We start from the raw sequence: 19,949 nt of genomic DNA on the forward strand, positions 1-19,949 counted from the left end.
CCCGTAAGCCCCCATCTCGCCCCTCCCCCCGAGTTTGGATTTGGTCTGGCAGGGGGATGGCCGTATAATCCCCGCCTGTATAAATAAACAGGAGTGGTGATGGACGTTTCAACCCTGCTCGACGGGCTCAACGACAAGCAAAGAGATGCCGTTGCGGCGCCCCGCAGCAACCTGCTGGTGCTGGCCGGTGCCGGTTCGGGCAAGACCCGGGTGCTGGTGCACCGTATCGCCTGGCTGATGCAGGTGGAACGCTGTTCACCCTTCTCCATCATCGCGGTCACCTTTACCAACAAGGCGGCGGCCGAGATGCGCGGCCGGGTCGAAAAAGTGATCGGCGACGGCGTGCGCGGCATGTGGATCGGCACCTTCCACGGTATCGCCCACCGATTGCTGCGGGCCCACCATCTGGATGCGGGCTTGCCGCAGGATTTCCAGATCCTCGACTCCGACGACCAGTACCGGCTGATCCGCCGGGTGCTCAAGGCGCTCAACCTCGACGAGAAGCACTGGGCGCCGCGCGCCGTGATGGGTTACATCAACGGCAAAAAGGACGAGGGCTTGCGCCCCGGCGACATCGACCTCTACGGCGACCCCGTCACCCGCACCTATCAGCAGATCTACAAGACCTATCAGGAGACCTGCGATCGCTCCGGACTGGTGGATTTTGCCGAGCTGCTGCTGCGCGCCCACGAGCTGTGGCTCAACAAACCGCACATCCTCGAACACTACCGCGACCGCTTCCAGAACATCCTGGTGGACGAGTTTCAGGATACCAACGGCATCCAGTACGCCTGGTTGCGGATGCTGGCGGGCAACAGCGGCAAGGTGATGATCGTCGGTGACGATGACCAGTCCATCTACGGCTGGCGCGGCGCCAAGATCGAGAACATCCAGCGCTTCCTGACCGACTATGAGGGGGCGCAGACCATCCGCCTCGAGCAGAACTACCGCTCCACCGCCAATATCCTCAAAGCGGCCAACAGCGTCATCGCCAACAACGCCGAGCGCCTTGGCAAGGAGCTGTGGACCGAAGGGGCCGAGGGTGAGCCGATTTCCCTCTACGCCGCCTTCAACGAGGTGGACGAAGCGCGCTTCGTGGTCGGTCGTCTCAAAGATTGGAAGGAAAAGGGCGGCCTCCTGGCCGACTGCGCCATCCTCTATCGCTCCAACGCCCAGTCACGGGTGCTGGAAGAGGCGCTGATGCAGGATGCCATGCCCTATCGCATCTACGGCGGCCTGCGCTTCTTCGAGCGGCAAGAGATCAAGGACGCCATGGCCTACCTGCGGCTTATCAACAACCGTGGCGACGACGCCAGCTTCGAGCGGGTGGTCAACACCCCGACCCGCGGCATCGGCGATCGCACCCTCGAGATCCTGCGCGGCAACGCCCGCGATCAGGGGCTCAACCTGTGGCAATCGGCCAAGGCGCTGCTCAATGACAAGGTGCTGACCGGTCGCGCCGGTAACGCGGTGCGCGGCTTTGTCGAGCTGATCGACACGCTGGAGGAGCAGGTTTCCATGCTGCCGCTGCACCAGCAGGCGGATATCGCCATCCAGAACTCCGGCCTCAAGGCGATGTATCTGGCGGAAAAGGGCGAGAAATCCCAGGCGCGGGTAGAGAACCTGGACGAACTGGTCACCGCCTGCCGTCAATACAACCGCCCGGACGAGCTGGAGGATATGAGCGATCTCTCCGCCTTCCTCGCCCACGCAGCGCTGGAATCCGGCGAGAATCAGGCCGACGAATATGCCGACGCGGTGCAACTGATGACCTTGCACAGCGCCAAGGGCTTGGAGTTCCCGCTGGTGCTGCTGGTCGGTGTGGAAGAGGGGATGTTCCCCAGCCAGCAATCCACCGAGGAGTCGGGCCGGTTGGAAGAGGAGCGCCGTCTCTGTTACGTCGGCATGACCCGCGCCATGGAGAAGCTCTACATCTGTTATGCCGAGAGCCGCCGCATCTACGGCCGCGAGATGTTCCACAAGCCGAGCCGCTTTATCCGCGAGATGCCCGCCGAATGTCTGGAAGAGATCCGGCTGCGCACTCAGGTCAGCCGCCCCACCCAGTACGGTCGCTTTAGCCAGAACGAGGTACAGCAGAGCTTCGACGCCAGCGGCATCAAGCTCGGCCAGCGGGTGCTCCATCCGAAATTCGGCGAAGGGGTGGTACTCAACTTCGAAGGGGTCGGCCAGCAGAGCCGGGTGCAGATCCAGTTCGACGACGTCGGTGCCAAGTGGCTGGTGACGGCGTATGCCAGATTGGAAGCGCTCTGATTTTTTCCCGCTTTTTGATAAAACCAACCCGGCCTAGGCCGGGTTGGTTATTTCAACATCTGAATATGCTTCGCGATTCGAATCTATTAACTGAGAGCACAGCAAATATGATGCAATATTTTATCAAGCAATATTTCACTATTAATATGTTCACCTTCTACTTTAAGCATATCTACACAAGAGCTTTCTTTTGCTATGGTTATATAACTTGCATTTCTAATAAGTCCATAGAATAGGTTTGTTTTATCTGGGCAGACTGATTTAACTGTGTGAAAATAATCTAAGTCAATATCTAATATATAAGGAGTAGAGCAAGCCAACTCTGATGAATGCATGACACATTTAATAATGTCAATCTGCTTTTGTAAATAAAAGTCTTCTAGAACACAATTTTTATTATTTAATGAATCCTGATCTGTAATTGCCTTGCCAGGGGAGATTATGAACATCTTATTTTGTGGCATACTATATGTGTATGGCCCATTTGGGCGAGGCATGTTATTTAACATCCTCTCAATTTGATCAATTTTAAAGTACTCTATCTCCTCATTTGACAGCGTACCGGTGCAATCCATTAATTGAAGGGAAAATGAGTGACTTATAATTCCCGCTTTAATCGCTGCATCGATGTGTTCATCATGATTCAGCTTGTCAACCGCACTACTTATAGAGTTGCAATCGGATAAATCAATGTCTTTCAGTAGCTGTTGTTGTAAAGTTCTAGCCTTATCTATATCGCCTTCGCAAGAATTATAAGCAAATCTACAAAATGCAAGTAATGTGTCGGTATGATGGTCCAGTGTAATCAAGTATGGCTTCGTGCCATTTAGAGGAGAGTTAGTAGCCCAAACATAAAAGGCTGTCGCATGATCTTCAAAGATAAATATTTTTTTCCATAAATATCTTTGTGGGTTATTTCTTTCATTTATACCAAACTCCGTTAATATATTTTGGTAAGCGAGGTTTTATAAACTATCAACAAAAGATGCTATTGCATAAATAACGGTTCTATATCCTGACAAACAGAGTCTGGAAACAGAGATGCACTTGGTGAATCTACGCCGTGTTTGTTAAGTGAATTTATCTGTTCACTTAACCAACTTGCTATCCATCACCCCTTGCTTGCCCTCCTCCTCACTGACCTGACTCAGCTTGGAGCGGGCCATCAGCAGGCCCATCTTGACCTCCTGCCAGACGTAGTAGTTTTTACCCGCCTCGGTGCTGAGGGTCAGGGTGGCATCGTTCTCCGACTTGGAGGTGATGGTGTGACTGCCCGGCGTCACCTGTTTGAGGATATAGCTGTGGGCCACGGTATCGCCTACGGCAAAACCATCCACCAGCACCGGCATTTTCACGGCCGTACCGAAGGTCTCGTTGCGATAGATATAGAGGTTGGCCGCATCCTTGGGCGCCACAAACTGCTTGGCCTGCGCGTCTGCGGTGGCATCGGCCATCGGTACGGAAGCACAACCGGAGAGCAGCGCCGCCGACAGCAGGGCGGCACTCATCATTATTTGCCTGAACATAGTCGTTATTTTTTAGTGGGTTAACGGGGTTTAAAGGTTCGCATGAGCCTGTACTGGCTGACAATCGCTCAAATCGAGCGGGGTGTGACCCAGCTCAATTTTTCAGCATTTTACTGCCTCTTCCTGCCACAGCCATCTCTATCGCCAAATCGGCTACTGCCCTCAAACCTGACTGGCAGCACAAGCAGAAGACATTGATTTATCTTGTCTTTCAGCCGTATTCATCTTGCGGGTTGGACTGGTTTTTAATGACGCGCTCATCCGAATATGTTTCGATATTCACCCCAGCACCTCTCTGTAAGCAGAGCAATATCTGCACATCGACGACATCGCCAAGGATTATCAGTGCCTACTGGATTTATGAATCACACCCAAGCCAGCCGACTGGCGATAAGAACCCGTGCATCACTAAGCAGGATCAATTGGCCGCTCTACTTGGCGCTTTTGATCACAGCCGCTTTGCCGACCATCTATACCACCACGCGGATCTACTACCTTGGCGATCTCCCGACAGAGTGGGGAGTCAACATTGCAAGCCAGCTGGCATGGGTCAATCTGGGGCTGGAGGTTGTGCAGGAAGCGCTGATTCAGCCGCTGTTCTATCTCTTGGGAAAAACACTCCATGAGCGTGGCGCCACACTGAACAAGCTCAAAACAGGCCTCATTGTCACCGTCGGGATCTATTCCCTCTTTACGGGTCTCATTGCTCTCTTCGCTATGCCACTGGTGCAGGCTATGGCTCAAAACCCGGAGCAAGTTGCGGCCACCGTGGACTATATACGTCTCGAAATGATTGGCACGACTCTCTTCAATGCGGTTCGCTTCCTGACCATATTCTTCGTCCTGCAAGACTGGCGCCGCGCCATATATACCGTTCTTGCCATCCAGCTTCTGGTCAGTGTCACCCTTGATACACTCCTGCTCAGCCAGTTTGAATTTAGCTTCCGGCTAGGGGTCAACGGCATCGCGTACAGCAACATAGTGGCAAGCATCTGCACCCTCGTTTATGCACTCGGGGTTGTCAGGCAGAGATACCGGCTCACCTCTGCTGACTTGCATGTGCAAGCCGACTTCGGATGGATATGGGAGTGGTTCCGAGTTGGCAAATGGAGCGGCGTGGACTCATTGATACGGAATGCTTTCTTCCTCATTTTCATCATCAGAATGATCAATGTTGTCGAAGAACAAGGGACATTCTGGGTTGCCAACAGCTTTATATGGGGATGGTTACTGCTTCCGTTTTTACCGATGGCAGATCTCATAAAGCAAGATGTGTCACAAGGAGACAAGCTCCCGCATTGGGACAAAATGCTTGGCTATTTCACCACCTGCGTCCTCATTGCAATTGCATGGATACTCCTCTCACCGGGTTATGAATGGTTCATCAGAAACATCCTCAACACAGCGATCACCCAGCATCTTCACCTGATCCTGCTTTCGCTGCCGTTTTACATGCTGTTCATGTTCAACACCTGCATGGATAGCGTCCTGTATGGCCGGGGACAAACCCGTTATTTGGCCATTCAATCGGTGATCACCAACGTCACCGTCTATGGCACCGCCTATGTGTGCTACCTGCAAGGCTGGTTGACGCCATCACTCGATGGCATAGCGATTCTCTTTGGGTGTGGTATTGCGGTGGACACGCTGGTAACCGGATGGCTCTACAACCGGCACCTCCGACAAGAAAATTACGCAGTCTAGGCCATTTATGTTGCTAAAGCAGACGGCATCTCCCAGACGACTCAAAGCAGCTTGAGGCGATGTAATTGATGGGTGGGTAAAGCAGAGAGGGGAGCTCAGAAACCCGGCCGTCAGGCGCGGCGGCCGGGTGAATTGTAAAGAGTAGGGTGACAGGGAAAAGGATCAGCCTAGTCTAATCAACTCGATGGGGGCATAGTGCTCCCCGGAGTTTGCCAGCAGCACGCACTTCTCGTGCTCCGCCTGATAGGGAGTCATGTTGTCGGTATGAGCCTCTTTCAGGAAGTCGACGGCGCCGGTGGCGGCAATCATGACGCGCTGACCCTGGTTCAGCACATTTCGGTTCCGGTCATAGATCTTCATTACACTCTCCTTTTCTTGTACCCGGGTGGGTGCTCCGGGCAGCGGGATCAGCCTACGCCTCTGAAAAAAGGTGATTTATGTCACAGATCAAAAAAGGGGCAGAGAGGGACTCGTGAGGTGAAAGAGCGAGCATGACGGATTGGTCACCTTATGCCGGTCACCCAGCTCCCCGGCATGTCTATGACTATCTTGGGTCACATCTGGCACCACCTCTACGGCGCAGTTACAGGATGACAAAAAAGCCCGCGAGAATATCGCAGGCTCCCGATATAAAATAGGTGCTGGATTAATTGAAGTAATATCCAAGATATATGAATTTGCCTTTGGCATCTTCATTCAGATCCTGAGCAAGTACCACTGCACTACGGCCAAAATCGCCGAATGCACTCTCTACCGAATCACCATATCCAGATTGCAAGGTTGCGATATAGTCAGCATCAGCATTTTTCTGATAGCACAAATAGATATATTGACCGCCGGCACCGTCATTAAGATCCACATCAACTTTTTGCCAGCCAGTAGGAGCGGTCGCATCTTTGCCAGTAATAAAGCGCATGGCTGCGACCCCCTTTCCGCTGGTGGCAGTCTGATAATATATATAAATATATTTCCCTTTCGCTCCCTGATTGAAATCTTGGGGGTCATTATTTTTATTCTTGACGACTTGCCAACCACTTCCTTCTGGCATTCCGCGAGTCCAGTCATCGTTATCAAGTGCCCGCGCTGTCATTTCCACGATATAAGACATGCTTAACCCTCATTGGTATAAACAGGCGCATATAAAGAATTATCTTGCTACTGAATCAAGCAGCTAGATCTGGTTGGCTAAAAATATATTCCGCGCCTTACTACTTGAATGTATCCATAGCAAACCCAATAAAACCATATCAGATGCGAAAAAACTCATCGGTCAATTTTAGGCGTAGATCTGACAGGGGCACGCACAATAAAAAGCATGAGACACTCGATCTTTTATGCCTGCCAACCCCTATCGCAGCAAGATCCAGACTTTATGGGGGAATGAGGGTTATCCGATGGAAAGTTGCGTTATATTGGTGGCCGATTAGCCAGTCTCATTCACCGTGGCCGCGCACGCGGGCCGCTGTTTCAACAAGATGGAGAGTGCTCATGAATCGCGACATTACCGCCCAGTTCATCAAGATGCTGACCAATCTGGATCACTGTCTGGCCAAGGCCGAGGGCCACGCCGCGGCGAAGCAGTTCAACGTGGACAACTTCTTCGGCGATCGGCTGATCGTCGATATGCTGCCCTTCAGCAAGCAGGTACTGATCTGCTGCGATTCGGCCCGCAGCGTGGTGGCCACCGCCAGCCACAGCGAGCTGCCGGCCATGGGCGATGAGCCCAAAACCATCGCCGATCTGCGCACCCATATCGGCAAGACCATCACCTATCTGCAAGGCAAGCTGGACGCGGACTACAGCCAGTATGCCAGCGGCCGTTACGTGCCCCACTGGGCGGGCGGCAAGGGGATGGATGGCCATACCTGCGTCCATGAGTACGGCATTCCCAACTTCTACTTCCACCTCACCATGGCCTACGCCCTGCTGCGCCGCGCCGGGGTCGATCTCGGCAAGCGCGACTATCTGGGCGGGCTCAACCTGCAATAAGCGCTGCACGCCACTGGCTGCAAACAGATAGCAATAGCCTGCCACGCGGCAGGCTTTTTTATATCGGGTGGTGCAGGGCTGGTGCGCAGAAGAGCTGCGCCCTAGAAGGGGCCGTTGCTCTCGCGCAGCTTGTCGGGCAGGCCGTCGTGCTCCCCCAGCTCGCGCTCGGGTACGTCATCCCAGTGCAGCTTGCCGAGGGTGATATTTCGCTCGGGATGAACGGCGTAGTGGATGCGGTTGTCCTCCCGATCCGTGTCGCCAATGCAAAGCAGCCGGACAGTCTCTTCGGTGTTGTTGATAAAGGCGTGGGCTAGTCCGTCACCGGCCTTGAAGCCCACCGAATCCCCCGGTTGCAGCCGATAGAGCACGCCATCGAGCCAGACATCCGGCGTCCCTTCCAACACGTGGACAAACTCGTCTTCAGTCTTCTCGGCATGGGGCCAGCTGGTGCGGTGGCCGGGTTCGACAATCTCGTGGTGAATGCCGATCCGGCTAAAGCCGAAGTGCTTGCCGAGAGCGCAGCCGCGAGAAAGGGGCTCCTGACTGCCGGAGTAGTAGCGCGGCGTCTGCTCTTGCAGCTCGCTCCAGTGTTTGATGCAGGGGTGGCGATTCATAGCGGTTCCTTTTCTATGAGGATGCAGTCACGGGAAGGGTCATCCTGACTGTCAGAATGCGGGGAGAAAAGCAGAAATTTTCTGGTCAGATGAGCCCCTCTGACGAGGGGCTCAACAAGCAGGAATTACTTGGCCTTGACGCAAGGCAAGGGAGGAAGCTCGCCCTGTGCAGCCGGGCGAGTCATCTGGTAGTTGCCGGCAAGATCCCGATAGACACGGGTGTTCCACACCTCTCCGTTGTCGAGCTGGAACTCGATGTCATAGTTGACTCCGGAGACCACCTGGCTGCGCACCTCGCGGATGCTCTGCAGTTTGGCGGCCGTATTCATGCGAGCCAGCACGCTGGCCAACGCGGCCTCTCCTTCAGCATTGGGCAATGGCTGACTCTGCCAGCCTCCCGCCATCGGCACACACTCCGGCGTGGATGATGTGGTGCTGCAGGCACTCAACAGGCCAGCAACAAGGATGGGTAACAGCACACGTTTCATATCATTTTCTCCTGCCTTAAAAATGACCACATTATCAATATCTTGCCATTAATGCAGCCAAAAAGGCTCCGGCTGCGCCCCATTCAGACGCGATAAACCGTCAGCGGCCCAGATTGTCTGCCAGCTGTTTGGCGCGATTGGCCGCCCACTGGTCGATCATCTTCTCCATCTCCCCGGCGGTGATGGGCTCATCCTTGTGGGTGGTATCCGTACTCTCGCGGGCATCCATCACCCGCACCAGCAGCTTGCCGCTCCTGGAGTCGAGCAGCTGGGCCATGCTGCCCACCTTGAGCAGATAGGGCTCCTTGCCGATCACTTCGCGGGTGACATTGATGGCGATCTTGGCCGGCAGCAGGTCACGCAGCTTGGGGTCGGGGCGGGTCAGGTCGAAGTTGGTGACAGCGGCCTGGATCCGCATGACTTTCGGGCCGGGGGCGGAGGCGATCTTGACGCCCTGCTTGATCAGCTCGCTTTGGAACTTGTCATGGTAGTAGCGGCCAATCTGGTTCTGTTCGTTGGCGGTCAGCAGATACCACTGACCATTCTCCTGCCGGATAAACTGCAGCGGATCGAGCAGCACCTCATTGTATTGGCGCAGATCAACACCCGGCTCCTTGTAGACGCGCTGATTGGGGTTGCTCTCGCTCTGCTGGAAGGCTGTCAGCGGGATCGCCTGCAAGCTGTGGGATACCTGATTCTTGACGGCGCAGCCACCCAGAAGGGCCGCAGCCACGGCAACCATCACGACCTTTTTCATATTTGCTCCTGCATTTTACTGTTTGTTTTTGCTGTGGATTTCGCACCACATGGCTGGAGAACCCGTGCCGGATGCCGCCAATGTCACAGAGAAATAACCTATTCGCCACCTTCTCACAAGCGACAGTTCAGGATTGTTCAGCTCACATCCAAGTTGTCACAATTGCGGCGATTTTGTACAGGGTCAGCCAGGGTACGAACGGCAATCTGGCGAGGGTTCGGTTGTTTAATCCGGCTAAATGGGGCTGCGGTAAGCGCGCAGTTTTTTCAAACGATGTGAGCCCGCGAGCGACGTGAGTTGAACGGGGGAATACCCTGGAACGGGCGATGACCGATCATCAGCCATCTTGCGCAAACTTGCCTGCCGCCGGAGAAGCGGCAGGCTCATTCATCAGTTATCGAGATCCCAGGGGCACTGCTTGACCAGCCCCTCTTTGCCGCTGGCGACGATCGCCTGCTGCACCATCCGTTTGTAGCGATTCTTGATATGGGCGGGCAACGCGGGCACCAGCAGCCGCTCGTCAAACTCCGGCAGCGGGCGATCCGGCAGCACAGCCTGCTCCTGCGGGCTGAGGGGCGGTCGGGAGGTAATATTGCTGGCCGAGATGGTGGGCGTGCCCACCAGCATCTGGCGCTGCAGCGGCGCGCTCAGCAGAAAATCCACCAGCAGGTAGGCAGCCTTGAGCCGTGCGGGATCATCCCCGACATGGCGGGCGATGGAGATCGCATCGAGGGCATAGATGGCCCCCTCCTGCACCATGGCGATCCGCCACTGCTGATCGTTCTGCTTGTTGCACTCCACCAGCTCCAGCCCCCAGGTGGTGGCAAAGGTCTGCTGGCGCAGATCCTCGCAGCGGTTGGCCTGATTGAACCAGAAGCCGCGACTGGCTCGCAGCCGCAGCGAGAGCTGCTGCTCCACCTCTTGCTGCAAGGTCTTGTCGGCCAGCATCTCGCCGCTGGCAAACAGGGCGGGCGACTTGCCCAGCGAGAGCAGCACCGAAAAGAGCAGCGGCTCGAACTGGTCGCAGAACTCGGCAAACTGACCCGGCGGCGAGCTGTTGGCGAGCACCTGCCAACTGGTGGGCGCTTGCGGCACATGCTTGCTGTCATAGGCGAGGCTGAACATGGCGTAGGAGAAGGGCACCGAGTAGTTACGCTCCCCCTGCTTGTCATACTCGGTGTTCTTGAGGGCGGGCTTCACCTCGGGGTAGTGCTGCAGGCGGCTGAAATCGATGGGGAGCAGCAGCTTGAACAGCGGCTGGTGATGGGCCTTGTAGAAGTAGCTGGTCGGCAGCACCACATCGGCGCTGCGGGTGCGCAGGGCGCGGTAGACGCTGTCGAAATCGGTCAGCAGCGGCTCAACCCGGCTGACCGTCGCCTCCACCCCATGGGCTTTGGCGTAGTCGGCAAACTGTTGTTCATAACCCGCAGGCAGATAGCCCCACTCCAGCAATCTGAGCTGAACCGGGGCCGCCAGCGCCGGGGTCATCCCCAACAACCAGCAAAGAGGCAGTAGACGCATGGCCGGGTACTCCTGACAGGTAAACCTTGTTGGAGTATAGGCCCATGCGCCGACTCGTCAGACCATCAGCTCGGCGCCCATGCTCGCCAGAATGGAGAGGCTGACCACCGCAAACAGCACTCCGGTCACCAGATTGAGTGGTCGCTGTACCCGCAGCAGCAGGCGCTGGGCGCGATCGGTGGAGAGACTCCACGCCAGCAGCCCGAACCAGCAGAGGGAGATGATGAAGAGCTCGCCCACCAGCAGGCTGCGGGTCATTCCATCCACCTCTGGCGTCACCATGGCGGCCAGCAGACCGATAAAGAACACCAGCGCCTTGGGGTTAAGCAGGTTGGTGGCAAGGCCAGTACGCACGCCCCTACCCCAGCCGCGCAGCTCGTTGGCGGCGCTGGCCATCAGGGTACTGCTCTGCTGGCGAGCCGCCATCAGGGCGCCCCACCCCAACCAGCCCAGATAGAGGGCGCCGCAGCACTTGATCACCATAAACAGCAGCGGGTGACTGGCGATCAACATGCTGATCCCGGTCAGGCTCAGGGTGGCGTGCACCATGATCGCCAGCGAGATGCCCAGCGCAGCGCCAAGAGCGGTCGGCCGGTGCAGGCTGGTGCGCAGGATTAGGGCGAAATCGGGGCCGGGGCTGGCCAGTGCAATCAGGTGCATCAGGCCGAGGGTAACGAACAGACTGGTCAGCATAACAACTCTCGCTTTAACGACGGAGAGCCAGCATGGCGGATCAGCGGGGGGCGCGGCTTGTAAAAGATTGCATCTGGGCACGAAATTCGGCAGGTGTCAGACCGAATGCCTGGCGAAAGCCGTGGTGGAAGTGACTCTGATCGAAGAAGCCGACCGCCAGCGCCACCTCGCTCACCGCCATCCCGCTCGCCAGCAGCCGCTTGCCCTGCTCCAGCCGCAGCCGTTTCAGCCAGGCGTAGGGGGTCATGCCGCTGCGCTTCTTGAACTGGCGCAGGAAGGCGAAACGGTCGAGCCCAAGCAGCCCCGCCAGCTCTTCCAGCGAGTGGGGCTCGTCGAGGGCGGCCATCAGGTAGTCGCGCAGGAATCGCAACTGGGGATCGGCAAGCTGGTGTACCTCGGGGGCCAGATGCAGCAGCTCCCCCAGCAGGGCGAGCAGCTGGCTCTCGATCAGCAGGCCATCGGCCTTGGGGTTGTCGAGATAGCCGTGCAGCTGGGCAAAGCCCTGATAGAGGTCGGGGCGGCTCTGTAATCCCTTGTCGAAGAAGGGTTCCGGCTGCTCCGGCAGCCAGAGCGCCAGCTGCTGGGGATCGATGGCGAAGACCCGTACCTCATACCCTTCCGGCAGCAGGCTGAGGCCGTCGTGCACCTCATCCGGGTTGACGGTAGAGAGCACCCCGCGCACCAGATGGTGGCTGTTCCCCTTGTGGATAAACTTCTGGCCACCCCGCTGCACCAGCCCGATATGGTAGTCGAGATGGACATGGCGGCCGTAGCTGAACGCCCTGTGGTGGGAGTGTGACAGCTCGACCCCCGGCAGGTGCGGGGATTGCCAGTAGCGGATAAGGGAATCGGTGGTATTCATGGGTTATAGATACACCAGAAGCGGGCCTTGGACTTGTAGATTATTGCACGCAACCCCCTCTCAACGCCCCCACAGCCGCGGGGTTGGCTCCACCAGTGAGGCGAGCGGCACCCGCTCCACCATCTGACGCATACGCTGCACCAGTTCGGGATTGCCATCCCCCAACGACTTGTTCAGCACGATATGCACCTGCAGCGGGGTGACCGGCAGGTAGATGAGGCGGGTCGCCGCAGGGAGCTTGGCGCGAAAATGGTTGGCGGAAATATCGTTGGAGAAGAGCGCGGCATCGATGCGCCCGCGCAGCAGCTTCTGCATGTTGCCATGCTCCCAGCTGAGCTGGGAGAGGGTGTCGATATGGATCTGTGGATGCTGCAAGAGCGGCCGCACGATCGCCTGACTCGACCAGCCGATGGTGGTGCCGAAGAGATCTTCCTGCCGTTCGACCGAGTGAAGTCGCGATGGCACCAGTACCACCAGCACTGGTCGCAGCAGCAACAGGTGGGGGTCGATATAGCGGAAATGACTAGCACGCTCGGGACTGTAACTCAGCAGCGGGGTCAGATCGCACTCGCCGCTCTCGAGGTTGCTGAGCAGCCGCGCCACATTGAGCCCCTGCCACTCGATGGTACGCCCGATCGCGGGTTCGATATAACGGCGAAAGTAGTCGATCACTGGCCCGGAGACCTTGCCCTGCTGATCGATGGTGACCAGCGGCGCCAGCTGGAAGACACATCCCCGCAGTGGCGCGTTGATCGCCACGGCCTGGCTGATGGTCATAAGAGGGAGAAGAAGTGCCGATAGCAGTAATACCAAACGCATACCCGAACGAGAGATGCCCATAGGTGCCGACCCGATGCCCTGATAGCCATCAGCATGGCACAAGGCAAAGGGGCGGGCTATCCGCTCCCGACGCGCTTCGGCCTCTTGCGCCCCCTACTCCCATGACCAATGGGCCCCGTTCTATTGCGGTGAAAATCAATAATTCCGCGGCTTTGATGGATTTTGGTCTCTTGAGATATAGTGCGGCCCCGTTCATTAAACCGGCGGATGAGCGCCCCGCCGAACAGGTAGATTCATGAGACTGTTTTTGCTGTTGTTGTCGTTGTTTGCCACGACCGTAAATTCTGATGAAAAGCCGCGCCTGCCCTATTACGACTGGGGTCGCTGCCCGTTTGAAGGTTGCACCTATCAGACATGGACCACCAAGCAAGAGGTGATCGTCAGAGCCGAGCCATCCCTGACGGCCAAAACGCTGTTCCGGCTACCCAGCGGCCAGCAGGTGGAAGGGCTGACCGGGGTCGTCATTACCGAACAACCGGGGATCGTCGAGATACTCAGATCGGTCAAGCTGGGCTACAGCAAAGAGGGCAAAGGGCCGCTGTTGAATATGAAGGCAGGGGAAACGCTTTATATCCTCGGCGGACTGGGCGAAGGCAATAGCCTGTTCTGGTACAAGGGCAAAACCTACATCCTCGATTATGACTATGCGCGCAAAGAGATCAGATACGGCCGGTCACCGCAGAACCGGTGGTGGGTAAAAATCCGGGACAAGCAGGGGCGTGAGGGTTGGGTTGCCGAAGCCAAAAACTTCGCCCATATGGACCGTTTCGAATAGTGACAGCCAGCCCACCGAGATCGGGGAGCTGGCCGTGGATGACTCACTGCTTGGGTTGCAGCTTCATCTCTTGCAGATACTCCAGCACCTGGGTTTTGTAGTCCGCCTGATAGGAGAACTTGGTGCTGTCGCACGCCGCGATCAGGTTCACAGCGGTGCAGAACAGGGTGGCTGCCAGCAGCCCCTTGCCAACCCACTGCGGATAACGGCGGCTCCAGCGCACCAGCAACAGCAGGATCGGGAACAGGGCGTAGGGGAAGATCAGCATCAGGTGCCAATAGTTGAAGATGATGGGCGAGAGCGCCGCACTCACCAGCACCGCCAGCACCGCCGCCAGCGCATAGAGGCCGAGCCAGCTTTCACCATCCACTGGCGCGCGGTCGCTACGCAACAGACGCGGCTTGAGTTCACGCCACAGCTGCCAGTTGGCCTTTGCCGCCAGCAGCACAGTCGCCGAGCCTACCCCGTAGATCACCACCCGCCACAGCCAGACTGCCGCCATCTGCAGATATTCGTGCCCCGCCAGCCAGATGAACTGGGTATCGTTAACCAGCTTGCTGGCAAACAGCCAGGAGCCGTAACGCAGCCAGTAGAGCACTGATTTCAGCACCGGATAGACATGCACCAGCCCCCAGCCGATATAGCGCTGGCGCGCCTCGGGATCGACGTTCTGGGTAATATGGCTGTTGCTCATCACTTCCATGGCGTAGGGGATCAGGGAAGCACCGATCAGCAGGGTAGCGACCACCACCCCGCTCCAGCTCACCTTGAGAATGCGGCGCCAGAACAGATAGGTGGACATTACCGCCAGCAGCGGCCAGGAGTAGTGCAGCTGCATCGCCATGCCGATGGCCAGCAGGTGAACGATCATGTGCCAGAAGGAGGCCCGCTCGCGCATATGCCAGGCCGACCAGCAGTGCATGGCCGAGAAGAGGAACAGATAGGAGGGGTTGTAGAGTAGACTCTCGTACTGGAACCAGGGGTTGAGCCAGCAGAGCACCAGAAACAGCAGACGCACCCTGTCATCAAACACCTGACGGATCACCGCATCAAACAGCAGGAATCCGACCAACCGCATCGCCAGCAGCAACACCATGGGGGCATAGGGAGAATCCCACAGCAGCAGCGGCCCGCCAATCAGCCAGGCCGACAAACTCCCCGGCACATTACCCACCGCACTCGCCGCATTGCCATAGCTGAGCCAGACCCCCTCATAAGCCCCAAGGTAACCCTTGTAGAGCATCTGGGTCTGATCGCCGGTGAGGAGTTGGTGATCGGAAAACAACCAGGAAAGCAGCAGCCCGGCAAATATACAGGCCGCGAATAATGCGTTATGGTAGCGCCCACTAAGACCAATCATTGATCCACACCTATTGAAAAAATTGCTAACGACTTTAACAGTTGCCACCTGATTTTGCTCGTTTACGATTCACATTTTTAGTAGATTTACCAGTCAGTTATGAGACCCGCGGAGCAGTTATGACCCCACCAGTTAAAAAGTTTTTATTCATTGTTGAAGACTTGTATGGTGGTGGTGCGGAAAAGGTTTTGCTCAATACCGCATCATTGCTAAAAGATGCCGGTGCAGATGTAACCTTGTTTACCTTGCGGGAAAAAATAGACCATACGCTACCTGACAACATTCACCCGATTAATCTTGGCATTGTCACAAAGCTGACTAAAGCCATATCCAATGTTGCGGTTGAAAAAATACAAGCATCTCTGATCTTTAAAAAAGTCAAAGAGATCTCGCCTGACGTAATTATCTCATGCTCATGTGACAAAATTACCAGACACCTGCCTGATACACTGAATATTTATTACTGGATCCACGGAAATGTCACCGGCTTTGCCAAAGACCATGCCAAAGGATATGGAAAATTCAAGCGCTTCTATAACGGCAAGAAACTGATCTGCGTATCTCGTGGCATCGCGGACGACATTTTGCAAAATGTAAAAGCTACACCCAAATCGTGTCAGGTTATCTACAATCCGTTTGATATCGAGAAAATTCAGGCGTTGGCCAATGAGCCTTTCAGCAAGCCATTCGACAAGTATTTTATCCATGTTGGCACCTTCGAAGAGCGGAAACGCCATGATCGTCTCTTGCAGGCATATCAGCTAAGCGGTGTTGATACGCCACTCGTCCTGATGGGCAAAGGGGAGCGACGCCCTTACATTGAAGCCATGATCGAGGAGATGAATCTTGCAAGCAAGGTGAAGATCATCGACTTTCAGAAGAACCCCTACCCCTATATCAAAGCAGCTCAGGCGCTCATCCTGACATCCGATGCTGAAGGGCTGCCAACAGTGCTTATTGAAGCACTTATCTGCCACACCCCGGTGATCAGCGTGGATTGTCCGTCTGGGCCGGCAGAAATTCTTACTGGGCCACTGCAAGATAATCTTTGCGCCCTTTTTGACATTCCCAAAATAGCGCAAAAAATATCTCGTATGGATATTGATAAAATGCATATACCAGATCATTTTTACAGCCCATTCTCTAGTACAGAGACCATAAAATCATTTATGTCACTTTAGTTTATTAAATTTAATGAAATAACATTGAAATGTCATTTTGAGAGCTAATCCAATGAATATCCTATTAATAGGTATTGATAACGCAGGGCTCATTACCCCGATAGTTGAAGAGATGCGACAGCAAGGACACGTGGTTACATTTATTGAGAATGGAGAAATATCTAGATATGATTACCTGCACCCAGTAGAGAGAATATCAAACTTAATTTCAAAGGCTCTGTTTAAAAGAAATTTAAAACAAGAAAGAAGCTGGCTGTCGACCACCCAGTTTTTGAATGGTTTTACAAAAAACCGCCACTTTGATATCACTATCCTCACTAATCCTGATATTTACACGGCAGAACATCTGACACAGATCAAAAAATGCACCAACAGGATGATTTGCCACCTGTGGGACAGTACTCTCAGAATGCCAAATAATATCAAAAACATTTCACTTTTTGATAAAGTTTTGAGCTTTGATCCGCAAGATGTTAAAAAGTATGGCTTTACACCAGTAACTAATTACTATAAAAATAATTTAACCCCACTCCAACCAAACAGAAACTATGATGGTGATGTGTTTGGTATTTTTAGTTTTGATCGTGAACGCTACGCCTTTATAACTGCATTTCTGGATGCCAACCCAGATTTAAAAATTAAAATCATTATTTATGTTGATCACCACCGAAAGATCAAAAAAATAAGAGACAAGAGAATCGAAATAATTACCAAGCCAATTACTGGTGATGAACTATTGGCAATCTCATCGGCTTATCACTGTATTCTTGATATAGGATACCAGTCACAAAAAGGCTTGTCTTTTAGATTCTTTGAGTCTCTTGCCTATGAACAAAAAATAATATCAAATAACAATACAGCAGAGACATATCCGTTCTTTCATCCCAACAATATATTTTGCATAACAGATACAGATCTAAAAGTCTCACCTGACTTTTTAACGATCCCTTATCATCACATATCTGACGATATAAAAAATCAATACAGACTAGATATATGGGTAAATAAATACATAAAGGCGATGCTTTAATTTTTATTCTGCACCAGGCTATGGTGCAGAAATATAAATTATTGTGCTATGTACTGAACATACCAATCATTAAATTGATTATCAAACTCATCCATATTAATGTAGTTTACATTTTGTTCTTTTTTGGCATCAACATACATTACCATGGCTTTCTCAAAATTTGGTAACCACTCCCGGTTTTCACCTTTACCAAAATTATCGTTATATATTCCAAGTATAGGCTTTTTAAGCCCTGCGGCAATGTGTACTGTCGCCGTATCTACAGACACGATACCGATACTATTTCTTATTTGAGCGAATAGAACACCTAAAGAATGGGATGAGTCATGTGTGATAACTCTTTCTCTTAAGATATCAGGCATTCTCCTGATATTTTGTTCTGTTTCAATTTTCTTTATCGGTGGATAGAGCAAACATACATTATATCCAGGCTTGCTCAACATAACCTTCAGGATCTCGATAATTTTTTCATCATTAAATGATCGTGAGCTGCCACTACCGTAAGGATTAAAACAGATTGTGGGATTATCAGGCCAGCTAGATTTAATGCTAGACTCATCTTCAAGATATTCTGGAACAATATAATCTGTATCGGGGTTATCAACCCCCATTTTATTAACGGCCAAGGCAAACTTCTGTGAGAAGTGAATATTCTTGGTTAAATGACCAATTTTAATATTCACACATTTTATTTTGTCATCTATACCAATAACATTTTTTACGGATAATTTTGAGATAAAGAAAATATCTTTCATCTTCATTTCATTAGTAAGATGAACAAGATATTCAACACCTCCTATATCTCTAGCCAATGAGGCGAGTGCTGCATAACTTGGTCTTTTAGGAATAGAATAAACTTCATCAAAAAGAAACTGTTTTTTAAATAAAGACCTCATCTCAGGGGTTGTAATTGCAACTACTTTTTTGCCTGGAAACTTCTTTTTTATTTCACGAGCGACCCAAGATGATACTATGGCATCCCCCAATTTGGCATCCCAACGAACAAAGACTATAGCACCACCCTCACTTGAAGCTGATTTCAAAGATCGGTCAAAAAGCACAATCCCTATTTTACGACGAATGATATCACGCCATGATTGCAATTTCTTAATCATTTTCTTCCCTCCAAAGGCGATACCTTTATTGTGGTAATTAAAGCCGAAAACAAAAACATAAAGAATATCATCCCGGAGTTATGACTTATAAATGCTTGACTCAAGCTATAATCAACAAGAGTTAATGATGAAACCGCCAACATACTACCGACCAATAAGTTATCTCTATTTTTACTCGCAACCCAAAGTGGATAAAAGTACAGCAGGGATAACATCAAGAAGCCTATAATGCCGCGCTTAGCCAATTCATCTAAAAATTGATTATGTGCATGTGAGTTAAAATTATAAATGAACTCAGAAATAGAACCATTATTATATTGGTTTAATTGTGATAAGCGAATGCCATTATTTCCCCAACCAAAAATTGGTTTTTCCAGAAAAGAGTTATATGCACTTTCCCACAACTGCAATCGAATGCCTAGAGATGTATCCGGATTCACACCATCAAAATAATGAACAACATCTGCTTTTGCATTATATATCCTATCCATTACACCACTTTGCGGAAGCATAGCCAGGAAAAGCAACAAGGCACATACAGTGCTTGCATAGAGACCATCTTTCAGGGATAGCTGTTTTCTAAAATAAAAAACTATTGTAAACAAGACGATTGGAAGTAAAACCCAGCCACCTCTGGTCCCGGAGAGAAAACTGCCTATCCCTCCCATTAAAAATGAAAGAAGCATAAAGGCAGCAATGCTTTTCTTCCCTAAATGGCGGAACCAGAAAAAAGCACACAGACATAACAATGCCAATGTCATGCTGATGTTTCCTGACTGAATTGGCATGCTTTCATCAAAAGCTCGAGGCATTCCAAGATAAAACTTTTCATATATTGCGATTAGACCTGAACTCACTGCTCCTATAGAGAGGCCAGCAATAAGAACGTTTATGTTAATGGGGAACACACTTAATAAAGGTAAGGTCATTGCAGCCATTAACAAGCGACTTGGTCGGTCTAACTCTTTGAGAGCGCCACCATCAATCCCGATTGATACTGCTTGGATGACAAAAAATGAGATGAATATATATGATAATATTTTCACCTCTGAACTCATTGCCAAATAATATTTTTTACGCCAAAAGACAAAAACACTTACCAAAACTAAAATGCTGGGCCCATATCCATAGCCACTGGGGACCGTTAAAACTATTGCGCCAAATAAAAAAACTGCAAATTGCACAATAATATTTAGTCGTAGGCAATTTTTATCTAAATTCAC

The 19,949-nt window shown here is 52.5% G+C and carries 20 protein-coding genes; 6 read left to right on the plus strand and 14 right to left on the minus strand.

From position 1 onward, the window contains the following. Positions 1–99: 99 nt before the first annotated feature. A complete protein-coding gene (gene uvrD, locus A9G06_RS19750; protein ID WP_069556345.1) occupies positions 100–2,271 on the plus strand; it encodes a DNA helicase II in 2,172 nt (723 codons plus the stop codon). A gap of 86 nt (positions 2,272–2,357) precedes the next feature. Here the strand turns inward: uvrD and A9G06_RS21745 are convergent, their stop codons facing one another. Together A9G06_RS21745 and A9G06_RS19755 are read right to left on the minus strand one after the other, a co-directional pair. Then, positions 2,358–3,218, minus strand: a complete 861-nt coding sequence (locus A9G06_RS21745) for a UPF0489 family protein (protein ID WP_083243846.1) — start codon at positions 3,216–3,218, stop codon at positions 2,358–2,360. Positions 3,219–3,359: 141 nt separating this feature from the next. Further along, positions 3,360–3,797 (minus strand): DUF2846 domain-containing protein, encoded by a 438-nt coding sequence (locus A9G06_RS19755; protein ID WP_069556346.1) that lies wholly within the window; start codon positions 3,795–3,797, stop codon positions 3,360–3,362. 360 nt (positions 3,798–4,157) lie between these two features. On the opposite strand from A9G06_RS19755, the gene A9G06_RS19760 reads away from it, so the two are divergent. Beyond that, positions 4,158–5,501 (plus strand): MATE family Na+-driven efflux transporter, encoded by a 1,344-nt coding sequence (locus tag A9G06_RS19760; protein ID WP_069556347.1) that lies wholly within the window; start codon positions 4,158–4,160, stop codon positions 5,499–5,501. A 162-nt stretch (positions 5,502–5,663) separates the two neighbouring features. Here the strand turns inward: A9G06_RS19760 and ydfZ are convergent, their stop codons facing one another. Continuing rightward, positions 5,664–5,861: a putative selenium delivery protein YdfZ gene (gene ydfZ, locus A9G06_RS19765; RefSeq protein ID WP_033113958.1), complete on the minus strand. Its 198-nt coding sequence runs from the start codon at positions 5,859–5,861 to the stop codon at positions 5,664–5,666. A 286-nt stretch (positions 5,862–6,147) separates the two neighbouring features. Further along, on the minus strand, positions 6,148–6,609 hold the full coding sequence (locus A9G06_RS19770) for a hypothetical protein (protein WP_052448093.1): 462 nt from the start codon (positions 6,607–6,609) through the stop codon (positions 6,148–6,150). Positions 6,610–6,989: 380 nt separating this feature from the next. Between A9G06_RS19770 and A9G06_RS19775 the strand changes: the two genes are divergently transcribed. Then, on the plus strand, positions 6,990–7,490 hold the full coding sequence (locus A9G06_RS19775; protein WP_069556348.1) for a DUF1993 domain-containing protein: 501 nt from the start codon (positions 6,990–6,992) through the stop codon (positions 7,488–7,490). Between the two features lie 101 nt (positions 7,491–7,591). Here the strand turns inward: A9G06_RS19775 and A9G06_RS19780 are convergent, their stop codons facing one another. From A9G06_RS19780 to A9G06_RS19810, 7 genes are all read right to left on the minus strand, one after another. Beyond that, on the minus strand, positions 7,592–8,104 hold the full coding sequence (locus A9G06_RS19780) for a cupin domain-containing protein (RefSeq protein ID WP_069556349.1): 513 nt from the start codon (positions 8,102–8,104) through the stop codon (positions 7,592–7,594). 125 nt (positions 8,105–8,229) lie between these two features. Then, positions 8,230–8,592: a cystatin domain-containing protein gene (locus A9G06_RS19785; RefSeq protein WP_069556350.1), complete on the minus strand. Its 363-nt coding sequence runs from the start codon at positions 8,590–8,592 to the stop codon at positions 8,230–8,232. Between the two features lie 100 nt (positions 8,593–8,692). Then, a complete protein-coding gene (locus A9G06_RS19790) occupies positions 8,693–9,349 on the minus strand; it encodes a DUF3313 domain-containing protein (protein ID WP_069556351.1) in 657 nt (218 codons plus the stop codon). A 390-nt stretch (positions 9,350–9,739) separates the two neighbouring features. Next, positions 9,740–10,870, minus strand: a complete 1,131-nt coding sequence (locus A9G06_RS19795) for a PotD/PotF family extracellular solute-binding protein (RefSeq protein ID WP_069556352.1) — start codon at positions 10,868–10,870, stop codon at positions 9,740–9,742. 57 nt (positions 10,871–10,927) lie between these two features. After that, positions 10,928–11,563 carry a LysE family transporter gene (locus A9G06_RS19800; protein WP_069556353.1) on the minus strand — a complete coding sequence of 212 codons (636 nt, stop codon included), beginning with the start codon at positions 11,561–11,563 and terminating at the stop codon, positions 10,928–10,930. A 40-nt stretch (positions 11,564–11,603) separates the two neighbouring features. Then, positions 11,604–12,425 (minus strand): AraC family transcriptional regulator, encoded by an 822-nt coding sequence (locus tag A9G06_RS19805; protein ID WP_005357044.1) that lies wholly within the window; start codon positions 12,423–12,425, stop codon positions 11,604–11,606. Positions 12,426–12,485: 60 nt separating this feature from the next. Further along, on the minus strand, positions 12,486–13,202 hold the full coding sequence (locus A9G06_RS19810; protein ID WP_069556354.1) for an ABC transporter substrate-binding protein: 717 nt from the start codon (positions 13,200–13,202) through the stop codon (positions 12,486–12,488). Positions 13,203–13,500: 298 nt separating this feature from the next. On the opposite strand from A9G06_RS19810, the gene A9G06_RS19815 reads away from it, so the two are divergent. Next, on the plus strand, positions 13,501–14,040 hold the full coding sequence (locus tag A9G06_RS19815; protein WP_069556355.1) for a hypothetical protein: 540 nt from the start codon (positions 13,501–13,503) through the stop codon (positions 14,038–14,040). A 43-nt stretch (positions 14,041–14,083) separates the two neighbouring features. Here A9G06_RS19815 and A9G06_RS19820 read toward each other — a convergent pair whose 3' ends face one another. Then, the gene (locus tag A9G06_RS19820) at positions 14,084–15,283 is read right to left on the minus strand and encodes a 3-deoxy-D-manno-octulosonic acid transferase (protein ID WP_083243847.1); all 1,200 of its coding nucleotides are present in this window, start codon (positions 15,281–15,283) and stop codon (positions 14,084–14,086) included. Between the two features lie 236 nt (positions 15,284–15,519). On the opposite strand from A9G06_RS19820, the gene A9G06_RS19825 reads away from it, so the two are divergent. Further along, entirely contained in the window at positions 15,520–16,581 is a 1,062-nt protein-coding gene (locus A9G06_RS19825) for a glycosyltransferase (protein ID WP_069556357.1), read from the plus strand. 52 nt (positions 16,582–16,633) lie between these two features. After that, positions 16,634–17,611, plus strand: coding sequence for a hypothetical protein (locus tag A9G06_RS19830; protein ID WP_069556358.1), 978 nt, complete (start codon positions 16,634–16,636; stop codon positions 17,609–17,611). Between the two features lie 38 nt (positions 17,612–17,649). Here the strand turns inward: A9G06_RS19830 and A9G06_RS19835 are convergent, their stop codons facing one another. Both A9G06_RS19835 and A9G06_RS19840 read right to left on the minus strand, forming a co-directional pair. Further along, on the minus strand, positions 17,650–18,726 hold the full coding sequence (locus A9G06_RS19835; RefSeq protein WP_069556359.1) for a glycosyltransferase family 9 protein: 1,077 nt from the start codon (positions 18,724–18,726) through the stop codon (positions 17,650–17,652). Next, the gene (locus A9G06_RS19840) at positions 18,723–19,949 is read right to left on the minus strand and encodes an O-antigen ligase (RefSeq protein ID WP_069556360.1); all 1,227 of its coding nucleotides are present in this window, start codon (positions 19,947–19,949) and stop codon (positions 18,723–18,725) included. The genes A9G06_RS19835 and A9G06_RS19840 overlap by 4 nt, the downstream gene beginning before the upstream one ends.

The sequence above is a fragment of the Aeromonas sp. DNP9 genome (assembly GCF_001728955.1).
Classification (GTDB): domain Bacteria; phylum Pseudomonadota; class Gammaproteobacteria; order Enterobacterales; family Aeromonadaceae; genus Aeromonas; species Aeromonas veronii.

What these genes read in the sequence shown, in the direction of transcription:
- uvrD (WP_069556345.1), top strand. Translation starts at nt 100, where the DNA reads ATGGACGTTTCAACCCTGCTCGACGGGCTCAACGACAAGCAAAGAGAT.
- A9G06_RS19755 (WP_069556346.1), bottom strand. Translation starts at nt 3,797, where the DNA reads ATGTTCAGGCAAATAATGATGAGTGCCGCCCTGCTGTCGGCGGCGCTG.
- A9G06_RS19760 (WP_069556347.1), top strand. Translation starts at nt 4,158, where the DNA reads ATGAATCACACCCAAGCCAGCCGACTGGCGATAAGAACCCGTGCATCA.
- ydfZ (WP_033113958.1), bottom strand. Translation starts at nt 5,861, where the DNA reads ATGAAGATCTATGACCGGAACCGAAATGTGCTGAACCAGGGTCAGCGC.
- A9G06_RS19770 (WP_052448093.1), bottom strand. Translation starts at nt 6,609, where the DNA reads ATGTCTTATATCGTGGAAATGACAGCGCGGGCACTTGATAACGATGAC.
- A9G06_RS19775 (WP_069556348.1), top strand. Translation starts at nt 6,990, where the DNA reads ATGAATCGCGACATTACCGCCCAGTTCATCAAGATGCTGACCAATCTG.
- A9G06_RS19780 (WP_069556349.1), bottom strand. Translation starts at nt 8,104, where the DNA reads ATGAATCGCCACCCCTGCATCAAACACTGGAGCGAGCTGCAAGAGCAG.
- A9G06_RS19785 (WP_069556350.1), bottom strand. Translation starts at nt 8,592, where the DNA reads ATGAAACGTGTGCTGTTACCCATCCTTGTTGCTGGCCTGTTGAGTGCC.
- A9G06_RS19790 (WP_069556351.1), bottom strand. Translation starts at nt 9,349, where the DNA reads ATGAAAAAGGTCGTGATGGTTGCCGTGGCTGCGGCCCTTCTGGGTGGC.
- A9G06_RS19795 (WP_069556352.1), bottom strand. Translation starts at nt 10,870, where the DNA reads ATGCGTCTACTGCCTCTTTGCTGGTTGTTGGGGATGACCCCGGCGCTG.
- A9G06_RS19800 (WP_069556353.1), bottom strand. Translation starts at nt 11,563, where the DNA reads ATGCTGACCAGTCTGTTCGTTACCCTCGGCCTGATGCACCTGATTGCA.
- A9G06_RS19805 (WP_005357044.1), bottom strand. Translation starts at nt 12,425, where the DNA reads ATGAATACCACCGATTCCCTTATCCGCTACTGGCAATCCCCGCACCTG.
- A9G06_RS19810 (WP_069556354.1), bottom strand. Translation starts at nt 13,202, where the DNA reads ATGACCATCAGCCAGGCCGTGGCGATCAACGCGCCACTGCGGGGATGT.
- A9G06_RS19815 (WP_069556355.1), top strand. Translation starts at nt 13,501, where the DNA reads ATGAGACTGTTTTTGCTGTTGTTGTCGTTGTTTGCCACGACCGTAAAT.
- A9G06_RS19820 (WP_083243847.1), bottom strand. Translation starts at nt 15,283, where the DNA reads ATGCTCTACAAGGGTTACCTTGGGGCTTATGAGGGGGTCTGGCTCAGC.
- A9G06_RS19825 (WP_069556357.1), top strand. Translation starts at nt 15,520, where the DNA reads ATGACCCCACCAGTTAAAAAGTTTTTATTCATTGTTGAAGACTTGTAT.
- A9G06_RS19830 (WP_069556358.1), top strand. Translation starts at nt 16,634, where the DNA reads ATGAATATCCTATTAATAGGTATTGATAACGCAGGGCTCATTACCCCG.
- A9G06_RS19835 (WP_069556359.1), bottom strand. Translation starts at nt 18,726, where the DNA reads ATGATTAAGAAATTGCAATCATGGCGTGATATCATTCGTCGTAAAATA.